The organism is Cellulomonas persica (assembly GCF_007989825.1).
GTDB lineage: Bacteria > Actinomycetota > Actinomycetes > Actinomycetales > Cellulomonadaceae > Cellulomonas > Cellulomonas persica.
The window spans coordinates 73,663-95,494 of sequence record NZ_BJUA01000001.1 but is presented as its reverse complement, the minus strand read 5'-3'; the positions used below and the strand labels follow the sequence as shown (position 1 = coordinate 95,494).

Genomic DNA, 21,832 nt, shown 5'->3' with positions numbered 1-21,832 from the left:
AGCCGTCGACACGCGGTGTGACCCGGGTCACGCGGCGCCTCGCTCGAACGGTCGACGAGACGCCCTCGGAACCCAGGAGGGCCCCCGGGCCTCGTCGTGCGGGCAGGGGTGGAATGCCACAGGACCTTCGAGCTCGCGGACCGCCCGCAGGCGACCTGGACGGCCTCGCTGCGCGTCCGCCGGACGAGCGATGACGACGGCAGGTTCTCACCCGAGACCGGCATCGGATCGGCGAGTAGCACTTGTGCAACCGGCGCCGTAGCCCTCGGGCATGACCGCGACCGTCGGACTTCGCGAGCTCCGCCAGGAGGCGTCTGAGCTGTTGGGGCATTCCTGCAGGGCCGCACTTTCGGCCCGAGACGGCATCTGACCCGCGGAGACGCTCGGAGCGGACGACGGGAATCGAACCCGCGTAGCCAGTTTGGAAGACTGGGGCTCTACCATTGAGCTACGTCCGCACAGGCCGCGAAGGCGCGGCCGGCGACGTCAGGGTACCGGCTCCGATGCGGTGTCCCGAATCCGGGCCTGAGCCCCGCGGTGCAGTGCGGCGGTGCCGTGCGGCCTGCCGGAGATTCGTGCCCGCTCCTGCCCGTGACGTACCATCGAGGGTCGCCCGTGCGCGCCGAGAGCCTCCTAGAGCCCGACGCCGCGCAGCGCCCTCGCAGCCGCCGGGAACGGCGAACCATTCCGATCAGTTGGAGAGCATCGAAGTGAAGAGCGCCGTCGAGACCCTGGAGCCGACGAAGGTCAAGCTGACCGTCGAGGTGACGTACGACGAGCTCCGGCCGAGCATCGCGCACGCGTACGAGCACATCGCGGAGCAGGTCACCGTCCCCGGCTTCCGCAAGGGCAAGGTGCCGCCGCGCATCATCGACCAGCGCGTCGGACGTCCCGCGGTGATCGAGCACGCCGTGAACGAGGGTCTGGGCGGGTTCTACGCCGAGGCGATCCGCGAGAACAACCTGCGCCCGCTGGGTCAGCCCGAGGTCGAGGTCACCAAGGTCCCCGGCCTGGTGCCCGGTGACGAGGAGGGCGAGCTGCACTTCTCCGCCGAGGTCGAGGTGCGTCCCGAGATCACCGTCCCCGCGCTGTCCGAGATCGCGATCGAGGTCGACGGCGTCGAGGTCACCGACGAGGACCTCGAGGCCCGCCTGGACGCGCTGCGTGAGCGCTTCGGCACGCTGGTCGGCATCGACGCGCCCGCCGCGGTCGGCAACTTCGTCGTCGTCGACCTGGTCGCCAAGATCGGCGACGAGGAGGTCGACTCGGTCTCCGGCGTGAGCTACCAGATCGGCTCGGGCAACATGCTCGAGGGCCTTGACGAGGCGCTGACGGGCCTGTCGGCCGGCGAGACCACGACGTTCGAGACCGAGCTGGCCGGTGGCGAGCACGCGGGCGAGAAGGCCCTCGTGACGGTCACGGCGACGACGGTCAAGGAGCGCCAGCTGCCGGACGCGGACGACGACTTCGCGCAGCTCGCCTCGGAGTTCGACACGCTGGACGAGCTCAAGGAGGACCTGCGCGAGCAGGCCGCCCGCACCAAGGTCTCCAACCAGGCGGTGCAGGCGCGTGACCTGCTCGTCGAGAAGCTCGTCACGGCCACCGAGATCCCCGTGCCGTCGGGCGTCGTCGAGGCCGAGGTGCACCGTCACCTCGAGTCCGAGGGCCGTCTCGAGGACGACGAGCACCGCGCCGAGGTGACCGAGCAGGCGCAGACCGCGCTGCGCAACCAGATCCTGCTCGACACGCTCGCCGAGCAGCTCGAGGTCAAGGTCTCGCAGCAGGAGCTCGTCGAGTACCTCGTGCAGGCCTCGCGCCAGTACGGGATGGACCCGAACACGTTCATCAAGACGCTCGACGAGGGTGGCCAGATCCCGGCGATGGTCGCCGAGGTCGCGCGCTCGAAGTCGATCGCCGTCGCGCTGCGTCAGGTCACGGTCACCGACCCGTCGGGTGCGGCCGTCGACCTGTCGGACTTCATCGGCTCCGACGAGGACGACGCGGCCGCCTCGCAGGACGACGCGGCTGCTGCGGCCGCCGTCGCCGACGCGGCGGTCGACGCCACGGCCTGACCCGCCGCACGGCGTGACGCCCAGCGCTCACGCCACCGTGCACGTCGCAGGGCCCCGACACCGTCCACCGGTGGCGGGGCCCTCGTCGTGCGAGCGCAGCGTGACCCGACCGGCTCGTGCTGCGCCGTCAGCGAAAACGGGCCCCGCGCGGGCCGGATGAGTGCGGCGCGGGCGTTAGTGTCACTGCGACGCAAGGACCCCGCTCAGATCAAGGAGCCTTCGTGAACGACTACCCGGCCATCGCCCGGGCCGACTCTCCCGGACTCGGCCTGAACGACCACATCTACAACCGGCTGCTGCGTGAGCGGATCATCTGGCTCGGCTCCGAGGTGCGCGACGAGAACGCGAACGCGATCTGCGCGCAGATGATGCTGCTCGCCGCGGAGGACCCGGACAAGGACATCTGGCTGTACATCAACTCGCCCGGTGGCTCGATCACCGCGGGCATGGCGATCTACGACACCATGCAGTACATCAAGCCGGACGTCGCGACGATCGCGATGGGCATGGCGGCCTCGATGGGCCAGTTCCTGCTCTCGTCGGGCGCCAAGGGCAAGCGTTACGCGACCCCGCACGCCCGCGTGATGATGCACCAGCCCTCGGGCGGCATCGGCGGCACCGCCACCGACGTGCGCATCAACGCCCAGCTCATCCTGCACATGAAGACCGTGCTCGCCGAGCTGACGGCCGCGCAGACGGGCAAGACCGTCGAGCAGATCAACTCCGACGCGGACCGTGACCGCTGGTTCACCGCCCCCGAGGCGCTCGAGTACGGCTTCATCGACCACGTCGTCGAGGCCGCGAGCTCGGTGACGGGCCGCGGCGGCACCGCCTGAGCTGCTGACCTGCGCCGTGGCGCGTCGACCTTTGAGACCTCGAGGAGAACCAGTGAGCACCGAGTCCCAGTTCATCGCCCGCGCGGGCGCGCTCGCGGGCGGCTTCGGTCGCCCGGCTGCCACCGCGCCCTCCGCCCGCTACGTGCTGCCGCAGTTCGAGGAGCGCACGGCCTACGGCTTCAAGCGGCAGGACCCGTACACCAAGCTGTTCGAGGACCGCATCATCTTCCTCGGCGTGCAGGTGGACGACGCCTCGGCCGACGACGTCATGGCCCAGCTCCTGGTGCTCGAGAGCACCGACCCGGACCGTGACATCACGCTCTACATCAACTCGCCCGGTGGCTCGTTCACGGCGCTCACCGCGATCTACGACACGATGCAGTACATCAAGCCGCAGATCGCGACGGTGTGCCTCGGGCAGGCCGCGTCCGCCGCGGCCGTGCTGCTCGCTGCGGGCACGCCCGGCAAGCGCCTCGCGCTGCCGAACGCGCGCGTGCTGATCCACCAGCCCGCGATGGAGGGTGGCGGCTACGCGCAGGCGTCCGACATCGAGATCCACGCGAACGAGCTGATCCGCATGCGTGAGTGGCTCGAGGAGACGATCGCGCACCACACGGGCCGCGATCTCGACCAGGTCCGCCAGGACATCGAGCGCGACAAGATCCTGACGGCCCAGCAGGCGCTCGAGTACGGGCTCGTCGACCAGGTGCTCGCGAGCCGCAAGGGTGTGCGACCCACCGTGGTCGAGCCCAGCGCCTGACCGGCTGCCGACGGGCGCACGAGGGCTACGGCCCCGTGCGCCCGTCGGCGTTCAGGACACCGCCGGGCGACCGTGACGAACCGCCCGAACGGGACCGTTAGCCCAGGCCGGGGCGACCCAAACGTTTCGGACACGGGAAATGCCCCGGACGAGGCACGGACACGCCGCGACACGTGGTCGGGTACGACTGACACCGGGCGCGGCGTAGTGTCCAATGGGAGACCGACGTTGCGGCAGGCGGGTCACCGGCCCGCCGCAACCGGCTCGAAGTTCCAGACAGGCTCGACGGGTACGTAGCTCGACAGGCACGTAGTAGGCAAGGACGCAGGTCGCTGACGGCGGCGGAGCGCGAGGAAGGGACGAGACGTGGCTCGGATCGGAGACGGCGCCGACCTGCTCAAGTGCTCCTTCTGCGGCAAGTCCCAGAAGCAGGTCAAGAAGCTCATCGCCGGGCCTGGCGTCTACATCTGCGACGAGTGCATCGAGCTGTGCAACGAGATCATCGAGGAGGAGCTCGCCGAGGCCAACGAGACCGGCCTGGTGGAACTGCCCAAGCCTCGCGAGATCTTCGACTTCCTCGAGCAGTACATCGTCGGGCAGGAGTCCGCCAAGCGCGCGCTGTCCGTCGCGGTCTACAACCACTACAAGCGCATCCAGGCCGGCGAGGGCGTGCGCAACGCCGACGACCAGGTCGAGATCGCCAAGTCGAACATCCTGCTCGTCGGGCCCACCGGCACCGGCAAGACGTACCTCGCCCAGACGCTCGCGCGCATGCTCAACGTGCCGTTCGCGATCGCCGACGCCACCGCGCTGACGGAGGCCGGCTACGTCGGCGAGGACGTCGAGAACATCCTCCTCAAGCTCATCCAGGCCGCTGACTACGACGTCAAGAAGGCCGAGCAGGGGATCATCTACATCGACGAGATCGACAAGATCGCGCGCAAGAGCGAGAACCCGTCGATCACGCGGGACGTCTCGGGCGAGGGCGTGCAGCAGGCGCTGCTGAAGATCATCGAGGGCACCACGGCCTCGGTCCCGCCGCAGGGCGGCCGCAAGCACCCGCACCAGGAGTTCATCCAGATCGACACGGGCAACGTGCTGTTCATCGTCGCCGGCGCGTTCGCGGGCCTCGACGACATCATCGCGGCTCGCGCGCGCAAGCGTGTCGTCGGGTTCGGCGCGCCGCTGGTCGACAACCACGAGGAGGGCGACCTCTTCTCCGAGGTGCGCCCCGAGGACCTGCAGAAGTACGGGCTCATCCCCGAGTTCATCGGCCGTCTGCCGGTCGTCGCCGCGGTGGGCCGTCTCGACCAGGACGCGCTCGTGCGCATCCTCACCGAGCCGCGCAACGCCCTGGTGAAGCAGTACCAGCGGATGTTCGAGATCGACGGCGTCGAGCTCGAGTTCGACGATGACGCCGTGGCCGCGATCGCCGACCAGGCCCTGCTGCGCGGCACGGGCGCGCGCGGTCTGCGCGCGATCATGGAGGAGGTCCTCCAGCAGGTCATGTTCGAGGTGCCCAGCCGCGACGACGTGGCGCGCGTGCTCATCACGCGCGAGGTGGTCCTCGAGAACGTCAACCCGACCCTCGTGCCGCGCGAGAAGCGTCCGCCGCGCGAGAAGAGCGCCTGAGGCGTCCGCAGGCGACCTAGGATCGCGTCCGTGACCGACCAGGACGTGCCCCACCCGCCCGTGCCCGCGACGCAGGAGCCTGCGGGCATCCCGCCCGAGCTCGCACGCCTGCGGCACAGCATCGACAACATCGACGCTGCGCTCGTGTACCTGCTCGCCGAGCGGTTCAAGGCGACCAAGCAGGTGGGCGTCCTCAAGGCGCAGCGCGGTCTGCCGCCGTCGGACCCCGGCCGCGAGGAGCGTCAGGTGACGCGTCTGCGGGCGCTCGCGCACGAGGCAGATCTCGACCCGGTGTTCGCCGAGAAGTTCCTCGAGTTCATCGTCGCCGAGGTCATCCGGCACCACGAGGCGCTCGCGCAGGACCACACCGGCGAGGCCTGAGCCGCCTCCTGGCGCACCTCCCGGCGCCGGCACGCGCCCGTCCTCGACTGGGGTGGCGTCGCGCGCGATCCTGCGGTTGGTTAGGAGTGCTCAAGGGCTCGGGCACGACGACGCGTCGCAGCCGCCCGGGCACGCCCGCCGTGAGGTCCACACCGCTGGACCGCTGGAGGTTGCCGCATGGATCTGCACTGGCTCAAGCCGCTGCTCGGCCGCACGTCGCCGTTCACCACCGTCTTCCTCGACGCGACGAGAGCCGAGTCGGCGGGGGAGTCGGAGGCGGCGGACCGGTGGCGAGCAGCGAGGCGCACGCTCGAGCGTGACGGAGCGCCCGCGCGCGTGCTCGACGAGATCGCCGACCTGGTCACCGTGCCGACCGGGGTGCGGGGTCCGCACGGCCGCGTCGTCATCGCGGACGCCGACGGTGTCGTGGTGGACCGGGTCGTGGCCGAGCCGCCCGCGCAGACGGTGGCGACGCACGGGCCCGTGCCGGACCTCGTCGCCGCGGTCCGCGCTGCCGACCAGGCCGTCGACCTGCTGGTCGTCGCGGTCGACCGCACGGGCGCCGACCTCACGTGGAAGTCGGCGGGCGGGGCTCGCGCGGCCTCCGCGCCGGCGGACGACATCGTCCGCGAGAGCGTCGAGGGCGGGCACGACGACGTGCACAAGACGCGCGAGGGCGGGCTGTCGCGTCGCAGCCAGACGCGCGCCGAGGACTCGTGGGAGCGCAACGCCGAGGCGGTCGCCGCGTTCCTCGACAAGCGCGTCGCCGAGCGGTGCCCCGAGCTGATCGTGCTCACGGGCGACGTGCGGGCGGTCGCGCTGGTGTGCGAGAACGTCGGCCGGCAGGTGCGTGAGCTCGTCGTCGAGGTGCCCGGAGGGGCCCGTGGCGAGGGTGCCAAGCCCGAGGCGTTCGCGACGCGCGTGCGGGCCGAGGTGGACGCGTGCCGCGAGCGGCGACGTCAGCGGGTGCTCGACCGGTTCGGGCAGGCGCTCGGGCGCGGCGCGGGCGCCGTGACCTCGCTCGACGACGTGGTCGAGGTGCTGCGCCGCGGTCAGGTCGCCGAGCTGGTGCTGGCCGACGACGCGCTCACGACCCTGCAGGAGCGCGAGGTGCTGGTCGGGCTCCAGCCGCTCGAGCTCGCGACCAGCCACGCCGACCTGGAGACGCTGGGCGTCTCGGAGGCTCGACGCTTCCCGGCGGTCGTCGCGCTCGCGCGTGCGGCGCTGGGGCAGGACGCCGGCGTGACGTTCACGGCGGAGGCCACCCCGGAGCTCGTCGACGGCGTGGGCGCGCTGCTGCGCTGGTCCGACGACTCGACGCCGAGCGAGCAGCTGCTCACCCAGTCGGCCGACGCGAAGCGCGTGCGGACGATCGTCTAGGCGCGCGCGGTCGGCGCCGCGGACCCTCGGCCGCTCAGACGGCCAGGGCCCGGCGGTCGGCGCGCGCCCGCGCCTGCTCACGCTGCAGCCGGAGGACGAGCCGGAACAGCGCCTCGCGCGTGCGGTTGTCCAGCCCGAGCAGCTCGCAGCCGTAGCGCCAGCCCCAGGGCGCGTCCTCGATGCGCAGGACCCGCGCGCGCAGGTCGACCGCGCCGGCGTCGACGGGCAGCGAGAACCGCACCGTGTCGCCCACGTCCAGGACGGCGGGGCTCGCGAACCGGATCCCCGAGGCGCTGACGTCCACGACGGACAGGCGGATCGCCCCGCCGTCCTCGTCGCGGTCGCGGACCGCGATGCACGCCGCCTGGTACTCGGCGCGAGCCGCGGACCGGCGCTGGTTCTGCTCGACGAGCTCCTGGACGACGATGGTCACCTGCTCGTCGGTGATCCCGCCGATGAGGCCGGTGTAACGGCACTCGCCGCGCACGGGGTCGAGCACGATCGTCTGGACGGCGTCACCGATGTGCTGGTCGGTCAGCGGGGAGTGCACGCGCGCCACGAGGACGCCCGCGTCGTAGCTCTCCACGAACCCGACCGCCGAGCCGTGCTTCGCCCCGACGTGACAGACCGCCAGCTCGTGCACCGTGCTCACCTCAGATCGTCGTCGCCCTTTCCTGACACCTGGTCAGGTGTCCATGTTTCTACACCATGGATCCGGGGGCGTCGCGCGCGACGCCCGCGACCAGGAGACACGCCCCGACCGGGTCGTCGCGGCTACTCCGGACGGGTGTCCGCCGGTCGGCTGTCAGCCGCGCGGGTGTCCACGTAGAGCTGGTCGATGGCGTCCGCGAAGTCCTTGAGCACGAGGGCGCGCTTGACCTTCAGCGACGGGGTCAGGTAGCCGTTCGCCTCGGTCAGGTCGCCCGGCAGCACGGTGATCTTGCGGATCGACTCGGCGCGCGAGACCGCCTCGTTCGCGCGGGCGACCGCGCGGTCGAGCGCCTCGAGCACGGCCTCGTGCCGGCTCGCCGTCTCGACGTCCATGGCCGGCAGGCCGTGGTTCGCGAGCCAGCCCGGCAGCATCTCCGGGTCGAGCGTGACGAGCGCGCCGATGAACGGGCGCTGGTCGCCGACGACGACGACCTGGCTGACCAGTGGGTGCCCCCGCAGGCGGTCCTCGAGCACGGCGGGTGCGACGTTCTTGCCACCCGCGGTGACGATGATCTCCTTCGAGCGGCCTGTGATGCGCAGGTAGCCGTCCTCGTCGAGCGTCCCGAGGTCACCCGTGCGGAACCACCCGTCGACGAGCGCGGCCTTGGTCGCCTCCTCGTCGTGCCGGTAGCCGCGGAAGACGTGCGGGCCCGAGACCCAGATCTCGCCGGTGTCGTCGACGCGCAGGCGCGTGCCGTGGAACGCCGGGCCGACCGTCCCGATCTTGACCAGACCGGGCTGGTTGACCGCGGTCGGCGCGGTCGTCTCGGTGAGCCCGTAGCCCTCGAGGATGCGCACGCCGATGCCGCGGTAGAAGTGCCCGAGGCGCTCGCCGAGCGGCGCGCCACCGGAGATCGCGTACTCGGCGCGGCCGCCGAGCGCGGCCCGGAGCTTGGCGTGGACGAGGCGGCCTGCGACGCGGTGCTGGCTGCGCAGCGCGGCGCTCGGGCCCTGCGGGGTGTCCAGTGCGCGCGAGTACGCGATCGCGACCTTCGCAGCCCAGCGGAACACGCGCAGCGAGACACCGCCGCCCGCCTTCTGCTCGGCGGAGTTGTAGACCTTCTCGAACACGCGCGGGACCGCGAGGACGAACGTCGGCTGGAACGCGGCGAGGTCGGGCAGCAGGTTGCGGGTGTCCGGCGTGTGGCCGAGCACCGCGCCCGACGGCACGCACAGCACCTGGATGAACCGCGCGAACACGTGCGCGAGCGGCATGAACAGCAGCGTGCGTGAGTGCGGACGCGCGCACACGTCGGTGAGCCCCTCGATGCCCAGCAGCGTGAGCGAGACGAAGTTGCCGTGCGTGAGCTCGACGCCCTTGGGCCGGCCCGTCGTCCCCGACGTGTAGATGATCGTCGCGAGGTCGTCGTGCCCCGCGATCGCGCTGCGCCGCGCGATCTCGTCGGCGGGCACGTCGCGTCCCTCGGCGACGAGGTCGTCGAGGCCTCCCGAGTCGATGACGAGGACGCCGGTCAGGCCGGGCAGGTCGTCGCGGACCTGGGCGACGACCGCGGCGTGCGCCTCGGTCTCGACGACGACCAGGCGCGTGCCCGCGTCGGCGCAGATCCACCGCACCTGCTCCGCCGACGACGTCTCGTACACGGGGACCCCGACCGCGCCCGCGGCCCAGATCGCGAAGTCCAGCAGCGTCCACTCGTAGCGCGTGCGCGACATGATGCCGACGCGGTCCCCGGGGTTGATGCCGCGGGCCACCAGGCCCTGCGCGAGTGCGGTGACCTGGGCCGCGAACTCGCGCACCGTCACGGGCGTCCAGGGCTGGCCGGGGCCGGCGGAGCGTTCGATGAGCGTGCCGTCCGCGTCGCGCTCGAGCCGGCGGGCGAGGAGTCCCGGGATGGAGCGCGGCGCGTCCGCGGGCACCTGGGCGACGTCGTCGGGGGAGACACCCGCCGACGACGAGGAGCGGGGGCGCGCGGGCATGGGGGTCTCACCGTTCGGCACGCCCACGACCTTACCGCTCGGTAACCGACCGGGAGCGCGTCGGTCAGGCGCCGCGCTTGACCGACTCGCCGAGCTCGACGTCGACCGCGACCGCCTGCTCGACGTCGGCCGCGACGACCTCGAGCGTGCCGACCGCCCGGCCGGCGGCCCGGACGTCGTCGACCGTCGCCTCGACCGACGCGAGCTGCGCGGCCGGGACCTCGAGGCGCGCGGCGAGGATCTCGGTGCGCATCGTCACCTTGGCCTCCGACTTCACCTTGCGCAGCGCGGCGAGCGCGGCACCGGCGGCGGTCACGGTCGCGAACGACGCGTCACCGGCCGCGGCCCGCAGCGGCTCCGAGGTCGGCCACGGCGCGCGGTGCACCGAGCCCTCGCGCCACCACGACCAGACCTCCTCGGTCGCGAACGGCAGGACCGGCGCCAGGAGGCGCAGCAGGACGTCGAGCGCGAGCGACAGCGCCGCGCGGGCGCTGGCGGCACCCGCGCCCTCGCCGTACGCGCGGTCCTTGACCAGCTCGACGTAGTCGTCGCAGAACGTCCAGAAGAACGTCTCGGTCAGCTCGAGCGCGCGCGTGTGGTCGTACGACTCCAGGGCGGCGGTCGCCTGCTCGACGACCTCCGCGAGGCCCGCGAGCATCGCCTGGTCGAGCGGCACGGTGACCAGCGCGGGGTCGAGCGACGGCTCCTCGTCGGCCGAGCCGAACGAGAGCACGAACTTCGAGGCGTTGAGGACCTTGATCGCCAGGCGCCGGCCGATCTTCATCTGGCCGATCTCGAACGCCGCGTCCGTGCCGAGGCGCGCCGAGGCGGCCCAGTAGCGCACCGCGTCGGAGCCGTGCTCCTCGAGCAGGCCCATGGGCGTGACGACGTTGCCCTTCGACTTCGACATCTTCTTGCGGTCGGGGTCGAGGATCCAGCCGCTGATCGCCGCGTCGGACCACGGCAGCGACCCGTGCTCGAGGTGCGCGCGCACGACCGTCGAGAACAGCCACGTGCGGATGATGTCCTGGCCCTGCGGGCGCAGGTCCATGGGGAACACGCGCGCGAACAGGTCCGGGTCGGACCGCCAGCCGCCAGCGATCTGCGGCGTGAGCGACGACGTCGCCCACGTGTCCATGATGTCGGGGTCGCCGATGAAGCCGCCCGGGACGCCGCGCTGGTCGGCCGTGTAGCCGGCGGGGACGTCCGACGACGGGTCGACCGGGAGCTGGTCCTCGGTGGGCCGCAGCGGCTCGTCGTAGTTGGGCTCGCCGTCGGCGTCGAGCGCGTACCAGACCGGGAACGGCACACCGAAGAAGCGCTGGCGGCTGATGAGCCAGTCGCCGTTCAGGCCGCCGACCCAGTTCGCGTACCGGACCCGCATGAACTCGGGGTGGAAGCCGAGCTCGGTGCCACGCTCGAGCAGCGCCGTGCGCAGCTCCTCGTCGCGCCCGCCGTTGCGGATGTACCACTGCCGGCTCGTGACGATCTCGAGCGGCTTGTCGCCCTTCTCGTAGAAGTTCGCCTTACGCTGCGTGGGCGTGGGCTCGCCGTCCAGGTCGCCCGTCTCGCGCAGGCCTGCGACGACCGCCTCGCGCGCCGAGAAGGTCGTCTTGCCGGCGAGCGCGGCGAAGCGCTCGCGACCCTCGGGCGAGGTGATCCACTCGGGCGTCTCGCGCAGCAGCCGGCCGTCGCGCTGGACCACCGAGCGCGTCGGGAGCTGCAGCTCGCGCCACCACTGGACGTCGGTGAGGTCACCGAACGTGCAGCACATCGCGATGCCCGCGCCCTTGTCCGGCTCGGCCGCCGGGTGCGCGAGCACGGGGACCTCGACGCCGAACAGCGGCGTCGTCACCGTGGTGCCGAACAGGTGCTGGTAGCGCTCGTCGTCCGGGTGCGCGATGAGCGCGACGCACGCCGGCAGCAGCTCGGGGCGCGTCGTCTCGATGTGGACCGGGCCGTCGGCGCCGTGGAACGCGACCCGGTGGAACGCGCCCGGGTAGTCGCGCGCCTCGAGCTCGGCCTGCGCGACCGCGGTCTGGAACGTCACGTCCCACAGGCCCGGGGCCTCGGCCTGGTACGCCTCGCCGCGCTCGAGGTTGCGCAGGAACGCCTGCTGCGCGACCGCGCGCGCCTCGGCGGAGATCGTCTGGTAGGTCATCGACCAGTCGACCGACAGACCCAGCCGGCGCCACAGCGCCTCGAACTGGCGCTCGTCCTCGACCGTCAGGCGCTCGCACAGCTCGACGAAGTTGCGGCGGCTGATCGGCACCTGGTCGGACGCCTTGATCGTCTTGCCGTCCGTGCCCTCGTGCGGCGGCGTGAAGTCCGGGTCGTACGGCAGCGACGGGTCGCAACGCACGCCGTAGTAGTTCTGCACGCGGCGCTCGGTCGGCAGGCCGTTGTCGTCCCAGCCCATGGGGTAGAACACCTCGGCACCGCGCATGCGGCGGTAGCGCGCGACGACGTCGGTGTGCGTGTACGAGAAGACGTGCCCGACGTGCAGCGAGCCCGAGACCGTGGGCGGCGGGGTGTCGATCGAGTAGATCTCCTCGCGCGACCTCGTCCGGTCGAACGTGTACGTCCCGAGCTCGGCCCAGCGCTGCGACCAGGACTCCTCGAGCCCCTCGAGGCCGACCTTGTCCGGTACACGGCGGCCGGTGGAGGTCGTCGGGACGTCGGTACGGGAGGTCAGGTCGCTCATGACCGCCCATCTTCCCAGACTCCGAGGGTGTTCCTGCACCGCTTTCGCGCGCCGGACGGCTCAGTCGCGGGCGGTCGCCGCGACCGCGTCGGGCTGTGGCAGGAGCGCCTCGATCTGCTGGCGCATCCAGGACGAGTACACCGCCCCGACCAGCGGGCTGCCCGCGTGGCTCGACCGCAGCTCGGCGCCGAGGTCGACGACGACCGGCCAGGCGAACGCGGCGAAGTCCTTCGGGATCGTGCGCATCGCGTAGGCGTGCGCCTCGTCGTCCGCCGACTCCGCGATGACGGCGGCGACGACCGCGACGCCCGACTGCAGCCCGCGCATCTGCCCGTGCGCGACCTCGGAGTGGCTCAGCGCGGACCGGGTGAAGCCGGCGAGCCCGTCCGCGGTGACGTGGGGCGTCGTGGTCACGTGGACGACCGTGTGCACGGCCGTCGCCATCCAGCGCAGCCGGAAGTCCCGGCGGTGGCCGACGAGGCCCGCCGGCGGTGTCATCCGCAACGTGTAGCCCGCTGCGACGAGCCGCTGCTGGACGAGTGCCTGGTATCCGAGGGTGTCCACGACGCTCCTTCTGCGCGAGGGTTGGCGCGCTGATCGTGGCACGTCCGAGCGCAGCCCGTGGGCGGCTCGACGCACGGTCGTCCGAGTGCCGCGGTCGGCCGTCGTCTGCCACGATGACCCGGGCCGGTGCGCGGCGAGGCGCACAGGACGACGAGGTGGGGGGACGCGTGAGCGACGTCGAGCTGCAGCCCGCGGCGGTGAGCGCCATGGCCGTGCGGTTCCGGGCTTCCGGCATGGAGCTGGGGCGCGCGCGCGACGCGCACGCAGCAGCGGCCGACGAGGCCGTGGTCCCGGTCGCGAGCGCGCACGCGCGCGCGGTGCACCGGTGGACCGAGGGGCTGCGGGTCGCGGCGGCCGCGCTGGTCGAGGTGGGCACCGAGCTGGACGCGTGCGTGCGCGCGACGACCGACGGCGACGAGCAGACAGCCGCCACGTTCCGCGGGATCCGGCCGTGACCGGGCGCGGCGTCGTGGACGTCGACTTCGACAAGGTCATCCAGTCCTTGTGGCGCGCGATGGACGCGCTCGACGAGGCGGGGTTCTCGCTCAACCCGCTCGACATCGTGCAGAACGTGGCGGCGGCGCGCCGGCTCATCGAGCGGATCGTCGCGATCGCGACCGATCCGCCACCGGGCGACCCGGCGGCGAGCGCGCGCGCCGCGCAGGCCTGGTCGACGCTCGCGCGCGCCCTGACCGTGACGACCGACAAGGTGGACGCCGACCGCGTGCACCGGCGCACGGTCTGGACGGGCACAGCCGCGCTGGCGTTCGACGCGACCGCGCGCGAGCTCGACTCGCGTCTCACGGATGCCGCAGCCGGGGCCCGCCGCGCGGTCGTCGCGCTCGAGGACCATGCGGAGGCGCTCGCCCGCGCGCAGCGTCGGCACGCGGACGTCGGCGCGTCGCTGCGCCGTGCGCGCGACGACATCCCGCGGCACCCCGGCGAGCTCGACCAGCTCGACGACGTGGTGCGTCACCTGCGCGACGCCGTGACCGCGGCGCTCGAGTCCTGGCGCGACGCGGCTGCCGCCGCGAAGGCGTGCGCGAACGAGCTCGCCGCGGTCGAGGCCGCGATGCCGTTCCCCGACGGCGCGGCGCCAGGCATGCGCGCGCTCGACACGCTCGGGCAGCACGCGCCCGGCTCGGGCCGACCGCCGCTCGTCGACGGTGTGCTCGAACGCGCCCGAGCCGCGTACGACGCGCTGTCGCCGCAGGACCGGGCCGCGTTCGACACGCTCATGGACGGCGCCGCCTCGCAGCGGCACCGGGCGTGGCTGCTCGCCGCGCTCGCGGCCGGGAGCTCGATCTCGACGCTGCGCCGGTTCGCGGAGCGGATCAACCGCGCGCCCGACCCCGACGCGCTGCTCGACCCCGAGTCCGCGCTGCGGCGCGACGGGCCGTTCACGCAGACCACCGGGACGACGTGCGGCTCGTCGTCCCTGGTCTACGCGAGCATGCTGCGCGACCCGGTCCTCGCGCTGCGCGTCCTGACCGGCTACGACGCGACGACAGGACAGTCCGACGACCCCCAGCGCACGCCCGCGGACCGGTTCACCGAGCTCGAGACGGAGATGAAGCGCCGCACCGACGACCCGCGCATCGACCCGGACCGCGGCTGGCGGCCCGGCAACGTCTCGATGCCGTGGATCCCGGCGCTCGGCACGTCGCCGTGGGCCGCCGCCGAGGAGCTCGACGCGATGGCGCCCGAGGGCGTGCGCTACCAGGTCGACATGGTCGACCCGGCCTCGCCGGACGACAAGCAGGACGCGTACCAGCAGCTCGTCGAGGCCACCGACCAGGGCAACCCCGCGGTGCTGTACGTGGGCGACGAGACCTCGCCCCGGCACGTCGTGCTGGTCTACGCGCACGGCGACGGGACGATCGAGATCTACGAGCCCGGGCACGGCGAGCGCGTGGTCGTGACGCAGGAGCAGTTCGTGAACGGTGAGTTCTCCGTGGGCGGGTGGGCCAAGCCGTGGGCCGTCGTCACGCCGTGACGCGTCCCGTCCCGCGAGCCGCGCTCGCCCCCGCTGCATGGCACCGCGCCCTGCCGCGTGCCGCGGCGGGCTGTGCGGCGCTCGTCGTGCTCGCCGCGTGCACGCCGGACGTCCCGGACGACCAGACGACGAGCGTCGACGTTGCGCGCTACCAGGACCTGGCCGCCGACCCGTGGCTCGCGGCGACCTCGCTGACGGTCGGGCGGTACGCGTTCGGCACGAACCGGCAGTTCGAGGCGGGCTCGGGACGCAGCGCACGCACGACGACAGGCACCGCGGCGCACGTGCTCGCGGGTGAGACCGCCGCGGCGGCCGACGAGGGCTGGGTCGTCGCGGCGGCGCGGTGCGACGACGCCGCGGCCGACGCCGTGACCGTCGAGCTCGTGCGCGAGCTGTCCGACGGGTCCGTGGCGGTGGGTGAGCTGCGCCTCGAGCAGGACCAGTCCGCCGCAGGTCCCGCAGACGGGCCCGCAGAGGGGTCAGCAGACGGGTCAGCGGTCGACCGCGCGGCGCGCGAGGTGCCGCGCCGCGTGCTCGTGGCCGCGTTCGCGCCGCATCACACGAACGACCTGACGATCGACGTGCCCCCCGAGCCGGTCGCGTACGAGTCCCTGAGCTGCCTCGGCGGGTCCGGGGGAGCGGGCGTGGGTCCCGACGACCTGCTCGCGGCCGTGCAGGGCGGCCACGGGGGCGACCGGTGACGGGTCGTCGCGGCTCGGGCGCCCTCGGCGTCCGTGCGGGGACGGGTGCGCGCAGCGGGGTCGTGCTCGTCGTGGGTGCGCTCGCGGGTGTCGCGCTCGTCGTCGTCGGGCTGGGTGCCTGCGCGCGCGACCTGAGCCGGGGGGACGTGCTGGACGCGCTGCGCGCCCAGCCGTGGCCCGCCGGCGCGCAGGTCGAGGTCGGCAAGGACCCCGGCGGCGGCCGGTACGAGCGACCGCGGGCGTCGGGGCGCGTCGAGTCCGACGACGTGCCGTGGCGCGCGGTCGGTGCCGAGGTCGACGCGGCCGTCGCCGCCGGGTGGAGGCCGGTCTACGCGCAGTGCGCGGGCCCGCGGGACTCGGTGCGCGTCGACCTCGTGCGCGAGGTCCTCGACGGCGTGCCCGCCACTGCGACCGTGACCGGCGAGGTCGTCGACGAGCTCGGCCTGCCCGCGGCGCGCGGCACCACGGTCGTGGGGGTCGCGGTCGTCGCGGCCGCGCCGCAGGACGTGCACGACCCCGCCCTGCTGCCTGCCGCGGTGCGTGACGGCGCCCCGCAGGTCGCGGTCGATCTCGCGACGTGCCTGGGCGAGCCCGCACCGGGTGCCGGGCTGCGGTGGGTCGGGACCCCCGCCGCGCTGCCGTCGCTCGGAGGCCCGTTGCCCGACTGAACGCCGGCTCAGTCGGTGCTCTGCCGCGCGCGGTAGGCGGCCACGTGCGCGCGGTTGCCGCAGTTGTTGACGTCGCAGAACCGGCGCGAGCGGTTGCGTGACAGGTCGACGAGCACCGCGGTGCAGTCCTCACCCGCACACCGCCGCAGGCGGTCGTACTCGTCGGACCGGATGACGTCGGCGACGCCCATCGCGGTCTCGACGAGCATGACGGTCGCGAGCGGCGCGTCCGGGACGGTCGCGTGCAGGTGCCAGTCCATGCCGTCGTGCCGGGTCAGGAACGGCACTGCGGACGCATCGCGCAGGATCGTGTTGACCAGCGCGGCGGCCTCGTCGCGGTCGACGTCCCAGAGCCTGCCCAGGACGGCACGCGCGTCGTGCACCTGTGCGAGCTCGGCGTCGTCGCCGTCGTGGCGGACCGAGTAGGCCCAGCGGCGGTAGAACGCGTCGAGGTCGTCGATGCTCGCGAGGGCGTCTTGGCCGTCGCGGCGCCGTGCGCTGTTGACCAGCTCGACCGCGGCCTGGAGGTTGGCCTCGGTGTCACGAGCGAAAACCACATTGACTCCTGACGGTCGCGGGTCCTACTGTCACGAGCATAGAAGCCTGTGACCCCTGACATGTCGCGTGCGTGGGCACCCGAGCATGCGGGGGGCCGCGCGCGTCGGGCAACGCGCAGGGCGCAGCCCACAGTTCACCGCGAGGAGCACGTCATGCAGGGCACACGCGCGCGCAGCGCCGGGATCGTCGCGGGCCTCGTCGCCGCTCTCGCGTTCGCCACCAGCGGTCCCGTCGTCAAGCCCTTGCTCGCCGCGGGGTGGACGCCCGGCGCGGCGATCCTGGTGCGTCTGTGGCTCGGGACGGTGCTCCTGGCGGGACCCGCCGCGTGGGCGCTGCGCGGGCGTCGCACGGCGTTGCGCCGTGAGTGGCGCACGGTCGTCGCGCTCGGCCTGCTGGGCGTGGCCGGGGCGTCGACGTTCTACTTCCTCGCGGTGGACCGGCTACCCGTCGCCGTCGCGCTGCTCGTCGAGTACACGGGACCGCTGCTCCTGCTGGGCTGGTCGTGGTCCCGCACGCGGCGCATGCCGTCACGCGCGACGCTGGCCGGCGCGGCGCTCGCGATGGCCGGGCTCGTGCTCGTGCTGGACGTGACCGGCTCGCTCGAGCTCGATGCGCTCGGCCTGGTGTTCGCGTTCGCCGCGGCGATCGGCAACGCCGCGTACTTCGCGCTGACCGCCCGGCCCATCGCGCTGCCGCCCGTGAGCCTGGCCGGCTCCGCGATGCTCGTCGGCGCGCTCACCGTCAGCGTGGTAGCGCTCGTCGGGATCCTGCCGGTCGAGGCGCCGCGCGTGCAGGTCGACGTGCTCGGCGCGCACGTCGAGTGGTTCGTGCCGCTGCTGGTCGTCGGCGCCGTGCCCACCGCCTTCGCGTACGGCGTGAGCGCGGTGTCCGTGCGGCTGCTCGGCGAGCGGCTCGCGTCGTTCCTCGCGCTCATGGAGGTGCTGTTCGCCGTCCTGCTCGCGTGGCTGCTGCTCGACGAGGCACCGCTCGTGATCCAGCTGGTCGGCGCGGTGCTCGTCGTCGGCGGGGTCGCGCTCGTGCGGTCGGGCGCCGCGGCGGACGGCGAGCTGCGCGCCGGCTCGCCGGCGCCGATGTCGGACGAGGCGACCCGCGGTGCGCCGGCCGACGCCGCCGAGTCGACGCAGGACGTCCCGGTGGGTGCGCTGGCCGGGCCGCGGTAGAGGCTCGCGACGGGCGTCGCCGGCGACCCCCGTCGCACGATCGTCACACCGGCGGACTAGGGTCGAGCGCGGACGGACGCACCTGCTGCGGACCACCCGCGAGACGAGAACGAGGACGACGTGACTGGTGTGACGGCATCCGGCCTGACGGTCGGGTACGCGGCGATGCTCGAGCAGTTCCACCCGACCGAGGCGGTCGCGCTGTCGGCGTACGCCGAGGAGCACGGCTTCTCGGGTGTCATGGCGGCGGACCACTTCCAGCCCTGGGTTCCCGCGCAGGGGCAGGCCGCGTTCGTGTGGAACGTGCTCACCGCGATCGGCGAGCGCACGAACGGCGACATGGGACCCGGCGTGACCGCGCCGACGTTCCGCTGGCACCCCGCGATGGTCGCGCAGGCGAGCGCGACGCTCGCCGCGATGTACCCCGGACGGCACTGGCTCGGGCTCGGCTCGGGCGAGGCGCTCAACGAGCACATCACCGCGCAGTACTGGCCCGAGGCGCCCGAGCGGATCAACCGGATGTTCGAGGCCATCGACATCATCAAGAAGCTCTTCCACGCCTCGCTCGCGGGCAAGGACGTCAAGCACTCCGGCGAGTTCTACAAGATGGAGTCCACGCGCCTGTGGACCATGCCGGAGGTCGCCCCGCCGATCCTCGTCGCGACAGCCGGTCCGATCACCGCCAAGCGCGCAGGTCGGCACGCGGACGGCCTCATCACCGTCGGCGCGCCGCTCGAGAAGATCGAGGGCCTGTTCTCCCGGTTCCACGAGGGAGTCAAGGAGTCCGGCCGCAACCCGGAGGACCTGCCGAAGGTCCTGCAGGTGCACCTGTCGTGGGCGCCGACCGACGAGGAGGCGCTCGCGAACGCGATGCACGAGTGGCCCAACGGCGGCATGAAGTTCCCGAAGGCCGACATCCGCTCGCCGTTCGAGCTCGAGCAGATGGCGCGCCTCGTGCGCCCCGAGGACTTCGAGGGCCGCATGGTCATCTCGTCCGACCCGGACGTGCACCGCGCTGCGATCCAGAAGTACGTCGACCTGGGCTTCGACCGGATCTACCTGCACAACGTCGGGCGCAACCAGCGCGAGTGGATCGAGACGTTCGGCGAGCAGGTGCTGCCGAAGCTCGTCCGGTGAGCGAGGACGGGCTGACCAGGGTGGTGCTGTGAGCGCCGACGAGCTGCGGGTGTGGGCGCCCGACGGGCTGCCGGAGATCGCACCCGGCGACGACCTCGTCGGCCTGCTCGTCGCGCTGCTCGCGGACGACGCGCGTGCCCGGCCGGACCGCGCGCTCGCGGACGGCGACGTGCTCGTCCTGACCTCGAAGGTCGTCTCCAAGGCCGAGGGCCGCGTGGTCGCGGCCGACGACCGCGAGCAGGCGATCACCGCCGAGACCGTGCGCGTCGTCGCGACGCGCGAGCACGCCACGGGCGTCACGCGCATCGTCGAGAACCGGCTCGGCCTGGTCATGGCGGCGGCCGGCGTCGACGCGAGCAACACGCCCGAGGGCACGGTGCTCCTGCTGCCGGTCGACCCGGACGCGAGCGCGCGGGCGCTGCGCGCCGGGATCGCCGAGGCGTTCGGCGTGCGGGTCGGCGTGCTCGTCACGGACACCGCTGGGCGGCCCTGGCGGGACGGCGTGACGGACATCGCGATCGGCGCCGCGGGCGTGCGCGTGCTCGACGACCTGAGGGGTGCGACCGACACGTTCGGCCGGCCGCTCACCATGACGGTGACGGCCGTGGCCGACGAGGTCGCCGCGGCCGCCGAGCTCGTCAAGGGCAAGGCCGGCGGTCGGCCGCTGGCCGTGGTGCGCGGGCTCGCGCAGCACGTGACGGACGACGACGGCCCCGGGGCACGCGTGCTCGTGCGCGTCGGTGAGCAGGACATGTTCCGGCAGGGCAGCGCCGAGGCGTACGCGCAGGGCTGGAAGGACGCGCTCGACGGGCGCGCGCCGGGCGACGACCCCTCGACGCCCGGCAGCCCGTGAGACGCGCCGAGAAGGTCGCGCTGCTCGTCGCGGTGGTCCTGGTGGCGGGCGCGGTCACCGTGGCCGCCGTGGTGCTCGGCCACGACCGCTCGGCGTCGCCGTCGCCCCCCGGCGCGCCCACGAGCCGGTCCACCCTCACGCCGACCGCGCGCCCGAGCGCACCCACGCCGAGCCCCGCACCCACCGACGACGGGTGGACGCTCGAGCAGAAGGTCGGCCAGCTGTTCGTCGTCGGCGTGGACGTGACGGACCCGGCGGACGTCAGCCGCGAGGCGATCGTGCAGGACCACGTCGGCAACCTGTTCCTGCACGGCCGCAGCAGCGCGGGCGTCGACGACGTGCGGGCGCTCGTCGAGCGGTACACCGACCTCGTCGGACCGCAGACGACGAACGGCACGCCCATGCTGGTCTCGACGGACCAGGAGGGCGGCACGGTGCAGGTGCTGCGCGGTGCCGGGTTCGACGACGTCCCCGCGGCGACCGAGCAGGCGACGTGGGACGTCGCCGAGCTGCGCGAGCGCGCCGCGGGCTGGGGAGCGCAGCTCGCCGCGGCCGGCGTGAACCTGGACCTGGCGCCCGTGATGGACCTCGTCCCGGACGGGACGCAGGCCGACAACCCGCCCGTGGGTGCGCTGCAGCGCAACTACGGCACGACCCCCGAGTCGGTGACGACGCACGCGAACGCGTTCTCCGCGGGACTACGGGACGCGGGGGTCGCGGTCGCGATCAAGCACTTCCCGGGCCTGGGCCGGGTCACCGCGGACACGGACAGCACGGCGGACGTCGTCGACGACGTGACCACGACCGACGACGAGCAGATCGACGTGTTCAGCTCGGGCATCGACGCGGGCGCCGAGCTCGTCATGGTCTCGACCGCGGTGTACTCCCGGATCGACCCCGACCAGCCGGCGGCGTTCTCGCCCGCCGTGGTCACCGACCTGCTGCGCGGCGACCTGGGCTTCGACGGGCTGGTCATCACCGACGACCTGTCCGGCGCCGAGCAGGTGCACGCCTGGTCACCGGCCGACCGCGCGATCTCGGCGATCGACGCGGGCGTCGACCTCGTGCTCGTCTCGAAGGTGCCGGACGTCGCGCCCGAGATGGTGCAGGCGGTCGTCCACCTGGCGCGCGTCGACGACGGGTTCCGCGCCAAGGTCGAGACGGCGTGGCAGCGCGTCGTCGCCGCGAAGGCCACGCTCCTCGACTGAGCCCGACGCCGCTGTGCCCGGTGCGCCGGCGTTCCGGGCCGGTGCGGTCAGCCCGCGACGGGTGCGATCGTGCCGGCGTCGGCGAACGCCACCGGGTCACCCGGGGCCTCGCAGAACGCCAGGAGCGAACCGACCTTGCCCTGCGCGTCGGACTCGACGAGCGGGATGTTGGCGTCGTCGATCACGCCCTGCGCGGTGAACCGGTCGCCGCGGGCCTCGTCGGCCTCGAGCGTCGTGCCCGACGGGAGCGTCACGCGGTACCGCCCGTCGCCCTGGTCCGCCACGCTCGTGCCGTCCGGCCACAGCGGGTGCCGTTCGACACCGTCGACCAGCACGTTGACGCACCCGTTCTCGTGGAGCACGAGCTCGGCGGTGACCTCCTGCGGCGCCGCGGTGAAGTGCACCGTGTCGCCCTCGGGCAGGTCGCTGACCTCGACGTGCCCGTACCCGGCGGTGTCATCCTCGTCGTCGCCGCACGCCCCCAGCAGGCCCGTCGTGCCGACCAGCCCGAGCATGCCGACGAGCGCGAGCGTCACACGTCGTGAGGTCATC

20 protein-coding genes and 1 tRNA gene are annotated in these 21,832 nt (G+C 73.2%); 14 read left to right on the top strand and 7 right to left on the bottom strand.

Annotated features, from left to right (window positions below):
* Positions 1-387 precede the first annotated feature (387 nt).
* Positions 388-458: transfer RNA gene (locus CPE01_RS00435), tRNA-Gly, on the bottom strand.
* Positions 459-710: 252 nt separating this feature from the next.
* Between CPE01_RS00435 and tig the strand changes: the two genes are divergently transcribed.
* From tig to CPE01_RS00405, 6 genes are all read left to right on the top strand, one after another.
* Positions 711-2,072 (top strand): trigger factor, encoded by a 1,362-nt coding sequence (gene tig / locus CPE01_RS00430; RefSeq protein WP_146804675.1) that lies wholly within the window; start codon positions 711-713, stop codon positions 2,070-2,072.
* Between the two features lie 221 nt (positions 2,073-2,293).
* On the top strand, positions 2,294-2,908 hold the full coding sequence (locus CPE01_RS00425) for an ATP-dependent Clp protease proteolytic subunit (protein WP_146804674.1): 615 nt from the start codon (positions 2,294-2,296) through the stop codon (positions 2,906-2,908).
* 52 nt (positions 2,909-2,960) lie between these two features.
* Positions 2,961-3,668 (top strand): ATP-dependent Clp protease proteolytic subunit, encoded by a 708-nt coding sequence (locus CPE01_RS00420; protein WP_146804673.1) that lies wholly within the window; start codon positions 2,961-2,963, stop codon positions 3,666-3,668.
* A gap of 366 nt (positions 3,669-4,034) precedes the next feature.
* The gene (clpX, locus tag CPE01_RS00415) at positions 4,035-5,300 is read left to right on the top strand and encodes an ATP-dependent Clp protease ATP-binding subunit ClpX (RefSeq protein ID WP_146804672.1); all 1,266 of its coding nucleotides are present in this window, start codon (positions 4,035-4,037) and stop codon (positions 5,298-5,300) included.
* 30 nt (positions 5,301-5,330) lie between these two features.
* Entirely contained in the window at positions 5,331-5,681 is a 351-nt protein-coding gene (locus tag CPE01_RS00410; protein ID WP_246783637.1) for a chorismate mutase, read from the top strand.
* A gap of 177 nt (positions 5,682-5,858) precedes the next feature.
* Positions 5,859-7,061 carry a baeRF2 domain-containing protein gene (locus CPE01_RS00405; protein ID WP_146804671.1) on the top strand — a complete coding sequence of 401 codons (1,203 nt, stop codon included), beginning with the start codon at positions 5,859-5,861 and terminating at the stop codon, positions 7,059-7,061.
* 34 nt (positions 7,062-7,095) lie between these two features.
* Here CPE01_RS00405 and CPE01_RS00400 read toward each other — a convergent pair whose 3' ends face one another.
* From CPE01_RS00400 to CPE01_RS00385, 4 genes are all read right to left on the bottom strand, one after another.
* Entirely contained in the window at positions 7,096-7,713 is a 618-nt protein-coding gene (locus CPE01_RS00400) for a PilZ domain-containing protein (protein ID WP_146804670.1), read from the bottom strand.
* Between the two features lie 122 nt (positions 7,714-7,835).
* On the bottom strand, positions 7,836-9,710 hold the full coding sequence (locus tag CPE01_RS00395) for an AMP-dependent synthetase/ligase (RefSeq protein ID WP_146804669.1): 1,875 nt from the start codon (positions 9,708-9,710) through the stop codon (positions 7,836-7,838).
* Positions 9,711-9,774: 64 nt separating this feature from the next.
* Positions 9,775-12,414: a valine--tRNA ligase gene (gene valS, locus CPE01_RS00390; protein ID WP_146804668.1), complete on the bottom strand. Its 2,640-nt coding sequence runs from the start codon at positions 12,412-12,414 to the stop codon at positions 9,775-9,777.
* Between the two features lie 60 nt (positions 12,415-12,474).
* Positions 12,475-12,978 (bottom strand): hypothetical protein, encoded by a 504-nt coding sequence (locus tag CPE01_RS00385; protein ID WP_146804667.1) that lies wholly within the window; start codon positions 12,976-12,978, stop codon positions 12,475-12,477.
* A 167-nt stretch (positions 12,979-13,145) separates the two neighbouring features.
* Here CPE01_RS00385 and CPE01_RS00380 point away from each other — a divergent pair, with 167 nt between their 5' ends.
* From CPE01_RS00380 to CPE01_RS00365, 4 genes are read left to right on the top strand one after another with little or no spacing between them, the layout of a single operon-like run.
* On the top strand, positions 13,146-13,433 hold the full coding sequence (locus tag CPE01_RS00380) for a hypothetical protein (protein WP_146804666.1): 288 nt from the start codon (positions 13,146-13,148) through the stop codon (positions 13,431-13,433).
* Complete coding sequence (locus tag CPE01_RS00375) at positions 13,430-14,974, top strand: hypothetical protein (protein WP_146804665.1); 1,545 nt, start codon at positions 13,430-13,432, stop codon at positions 14,972-14,974. Before CPE01_RS00380 ends, CPE01_RS00375 begins: the two co-directional genes overlap by 4 nt.
* Positions 14,971-15,675 (top strand): hypothetical protein, encoded by a 705-nt coding sequence (locus CPE01_RS00370; protein ID WP_146804664.1) that lies wholly within the window; start codon positions 14,971-14,973, stop codon positions 15,673-15,675. The genes CPE01_RS00375 and CPE01_RS00370 overlap by 4 nt, the downstream gene beginning before the upstream one ends.
* Positions 15,672-16,343 carry a hypothetical protein gene (locus CPE01_RS00365; RefSeq protein ID WP_146804663.1) on the top strand — a complete coding sequence of 224 codons (672 nt, stop codon included), beginning with the start codon at positions 15,672-15,674 and terminating at the stop codon, positions 16,341-16,343. Before CPE01_RS00370 ends, CPE01_RS00365 begins: the two co-directional genes overlap by 4 nt.
* Before the next feature lie 8 nt (positions 16,344-16,351).
* Here the strand turns inward: CPE01_RS00365 and CPE01_RS00360 are convergent, their stop codons facing one another.
* Entirely contained in the window at positions 16,352-16,900 is a 549-nt protein-coding gene (locus CPE01_RS00360) for a CGNR zinc finger domain-containing protein (RefSeq protein ID WP_146804662.1), read from the bottom strand.
* Between the two features lie 153 nt (positions 16,901-17,053).
* Here CPE01_RS00360 and CPE01_RS00355 point away from each other — a divergent pair, with 153 nt between their 5' ends.
* The 4 genes from CPE01_RS00355 to CPE01_RS00340 all read left to right on the top strand — a co-directional run bounded on the left by CPE01_RS00355 (position 17,054) and on the right by CPE01_RS00340 (position 21,280).
* On the top strand, positions 17,054-18,082 hold the full coding sequence (locus tag CPE01_RS00355; RefSeq protein WP_146804661.1) for an EamA family transporter: 1,029 nt from the start codon (positions 17,054-17,056) through the stop codon (positions 18,080-18,082).
* 120 nt (positions 18,083-18,202) lie between these two features.
* The gene (locus CPE01_RS00350) at positions 18,203-19,219 is read left to right on the top strand and encodes a TIGR03557 family F420-dependent LLM class oxidoreductase (RefSeq protein ID WP_281285082.1); all 1,017 of its coding nucleotides are present in this window, start codon (positions 18,203-18,205) and stop codon (positions 19,217-19,219) included.
* 28 nt (positions 19,220-19,247) lie between these two features.
* Positions 19,248-20,072: a coenzyme F420-0:L-glutamate ligase gene (locus CPE01_RS00345; protein ID WP_146804660.1), complete on the top strand. Its 825-nt coding sequence runs from the start codon at positions 19,248-19,250 to the stop codon at positions 20,070-20,072.
* Positions 20,069-21,280, top strand: a complete 1,212-nt coding sequence (locus CPE01_RS00340; RefSeq protein WP_146804659.1) for a glycoside hydrolase family 3 N-terminal domain-containing protein — start codon at positions 20,069-20,071, stop codon at positions 21,278-21,280. Before CPE01_RS00345 ends, CPE01_RS00340 begins: the two co-directional genes overlap by 4 nt.
* 47 nt (positions 21,281-21,327) lie before the next feature.
* Here CPE01_RS00340 and CPE01_RS00335 read toward each other — a convergent pair whose 3' ends face one another.
* Positions 21,328-21,831 (bottom strand): hypothetical protein, encoded by a 504-nt coding sequence (locus CPE01_RS00335; protein ID WP_146804658.1) that lies wholly within the window; start codon positions 21,829-21,831, stop codon positions 21,328-21,330.
* Position 21,832 lies beyond the last annotated feature (1 nt).

Bases quoted from the DNA above. Each gene is read 5' to 3' on its own strand.
- CPE01_RS00355 (WP_146804661.1), top strand. From the start codon at position 17,054: ATGCAGGGCACACGCGCGCGCAGCGCCGGGATCGTCGCGGGCCTCGTC.
- CPE01_RS00395 (WP_146804669.1), bottom strand. From the start codon at position 9,710: ATGCCCGCGCGCCCCCGCTCCTCGTCGTCGGCGGGTGTCTCCCCCGAC.
- CPE01_RS00335 (WP_146804658.1), bottom strand. From the start codon at position 21,831: ATGACCTCACGACGTGTGACGCTCGCGCTCGTCGGCATGCTCGGGCTG.
- CPE01_RS00405 (WP_146804671.1), top strand. From the start codon at position 5,859: ATGGATCTGCACTGGCTCAAGCCGCTGCTCGGCCGCACGTCGCCGTTC.
- valS (WP_146804668.1), bottom strand. From the start codon at position 12,414: ATGAGCGACCTGACCTCCCGTACCGACGTCCCGACGACCTCCACCGGC.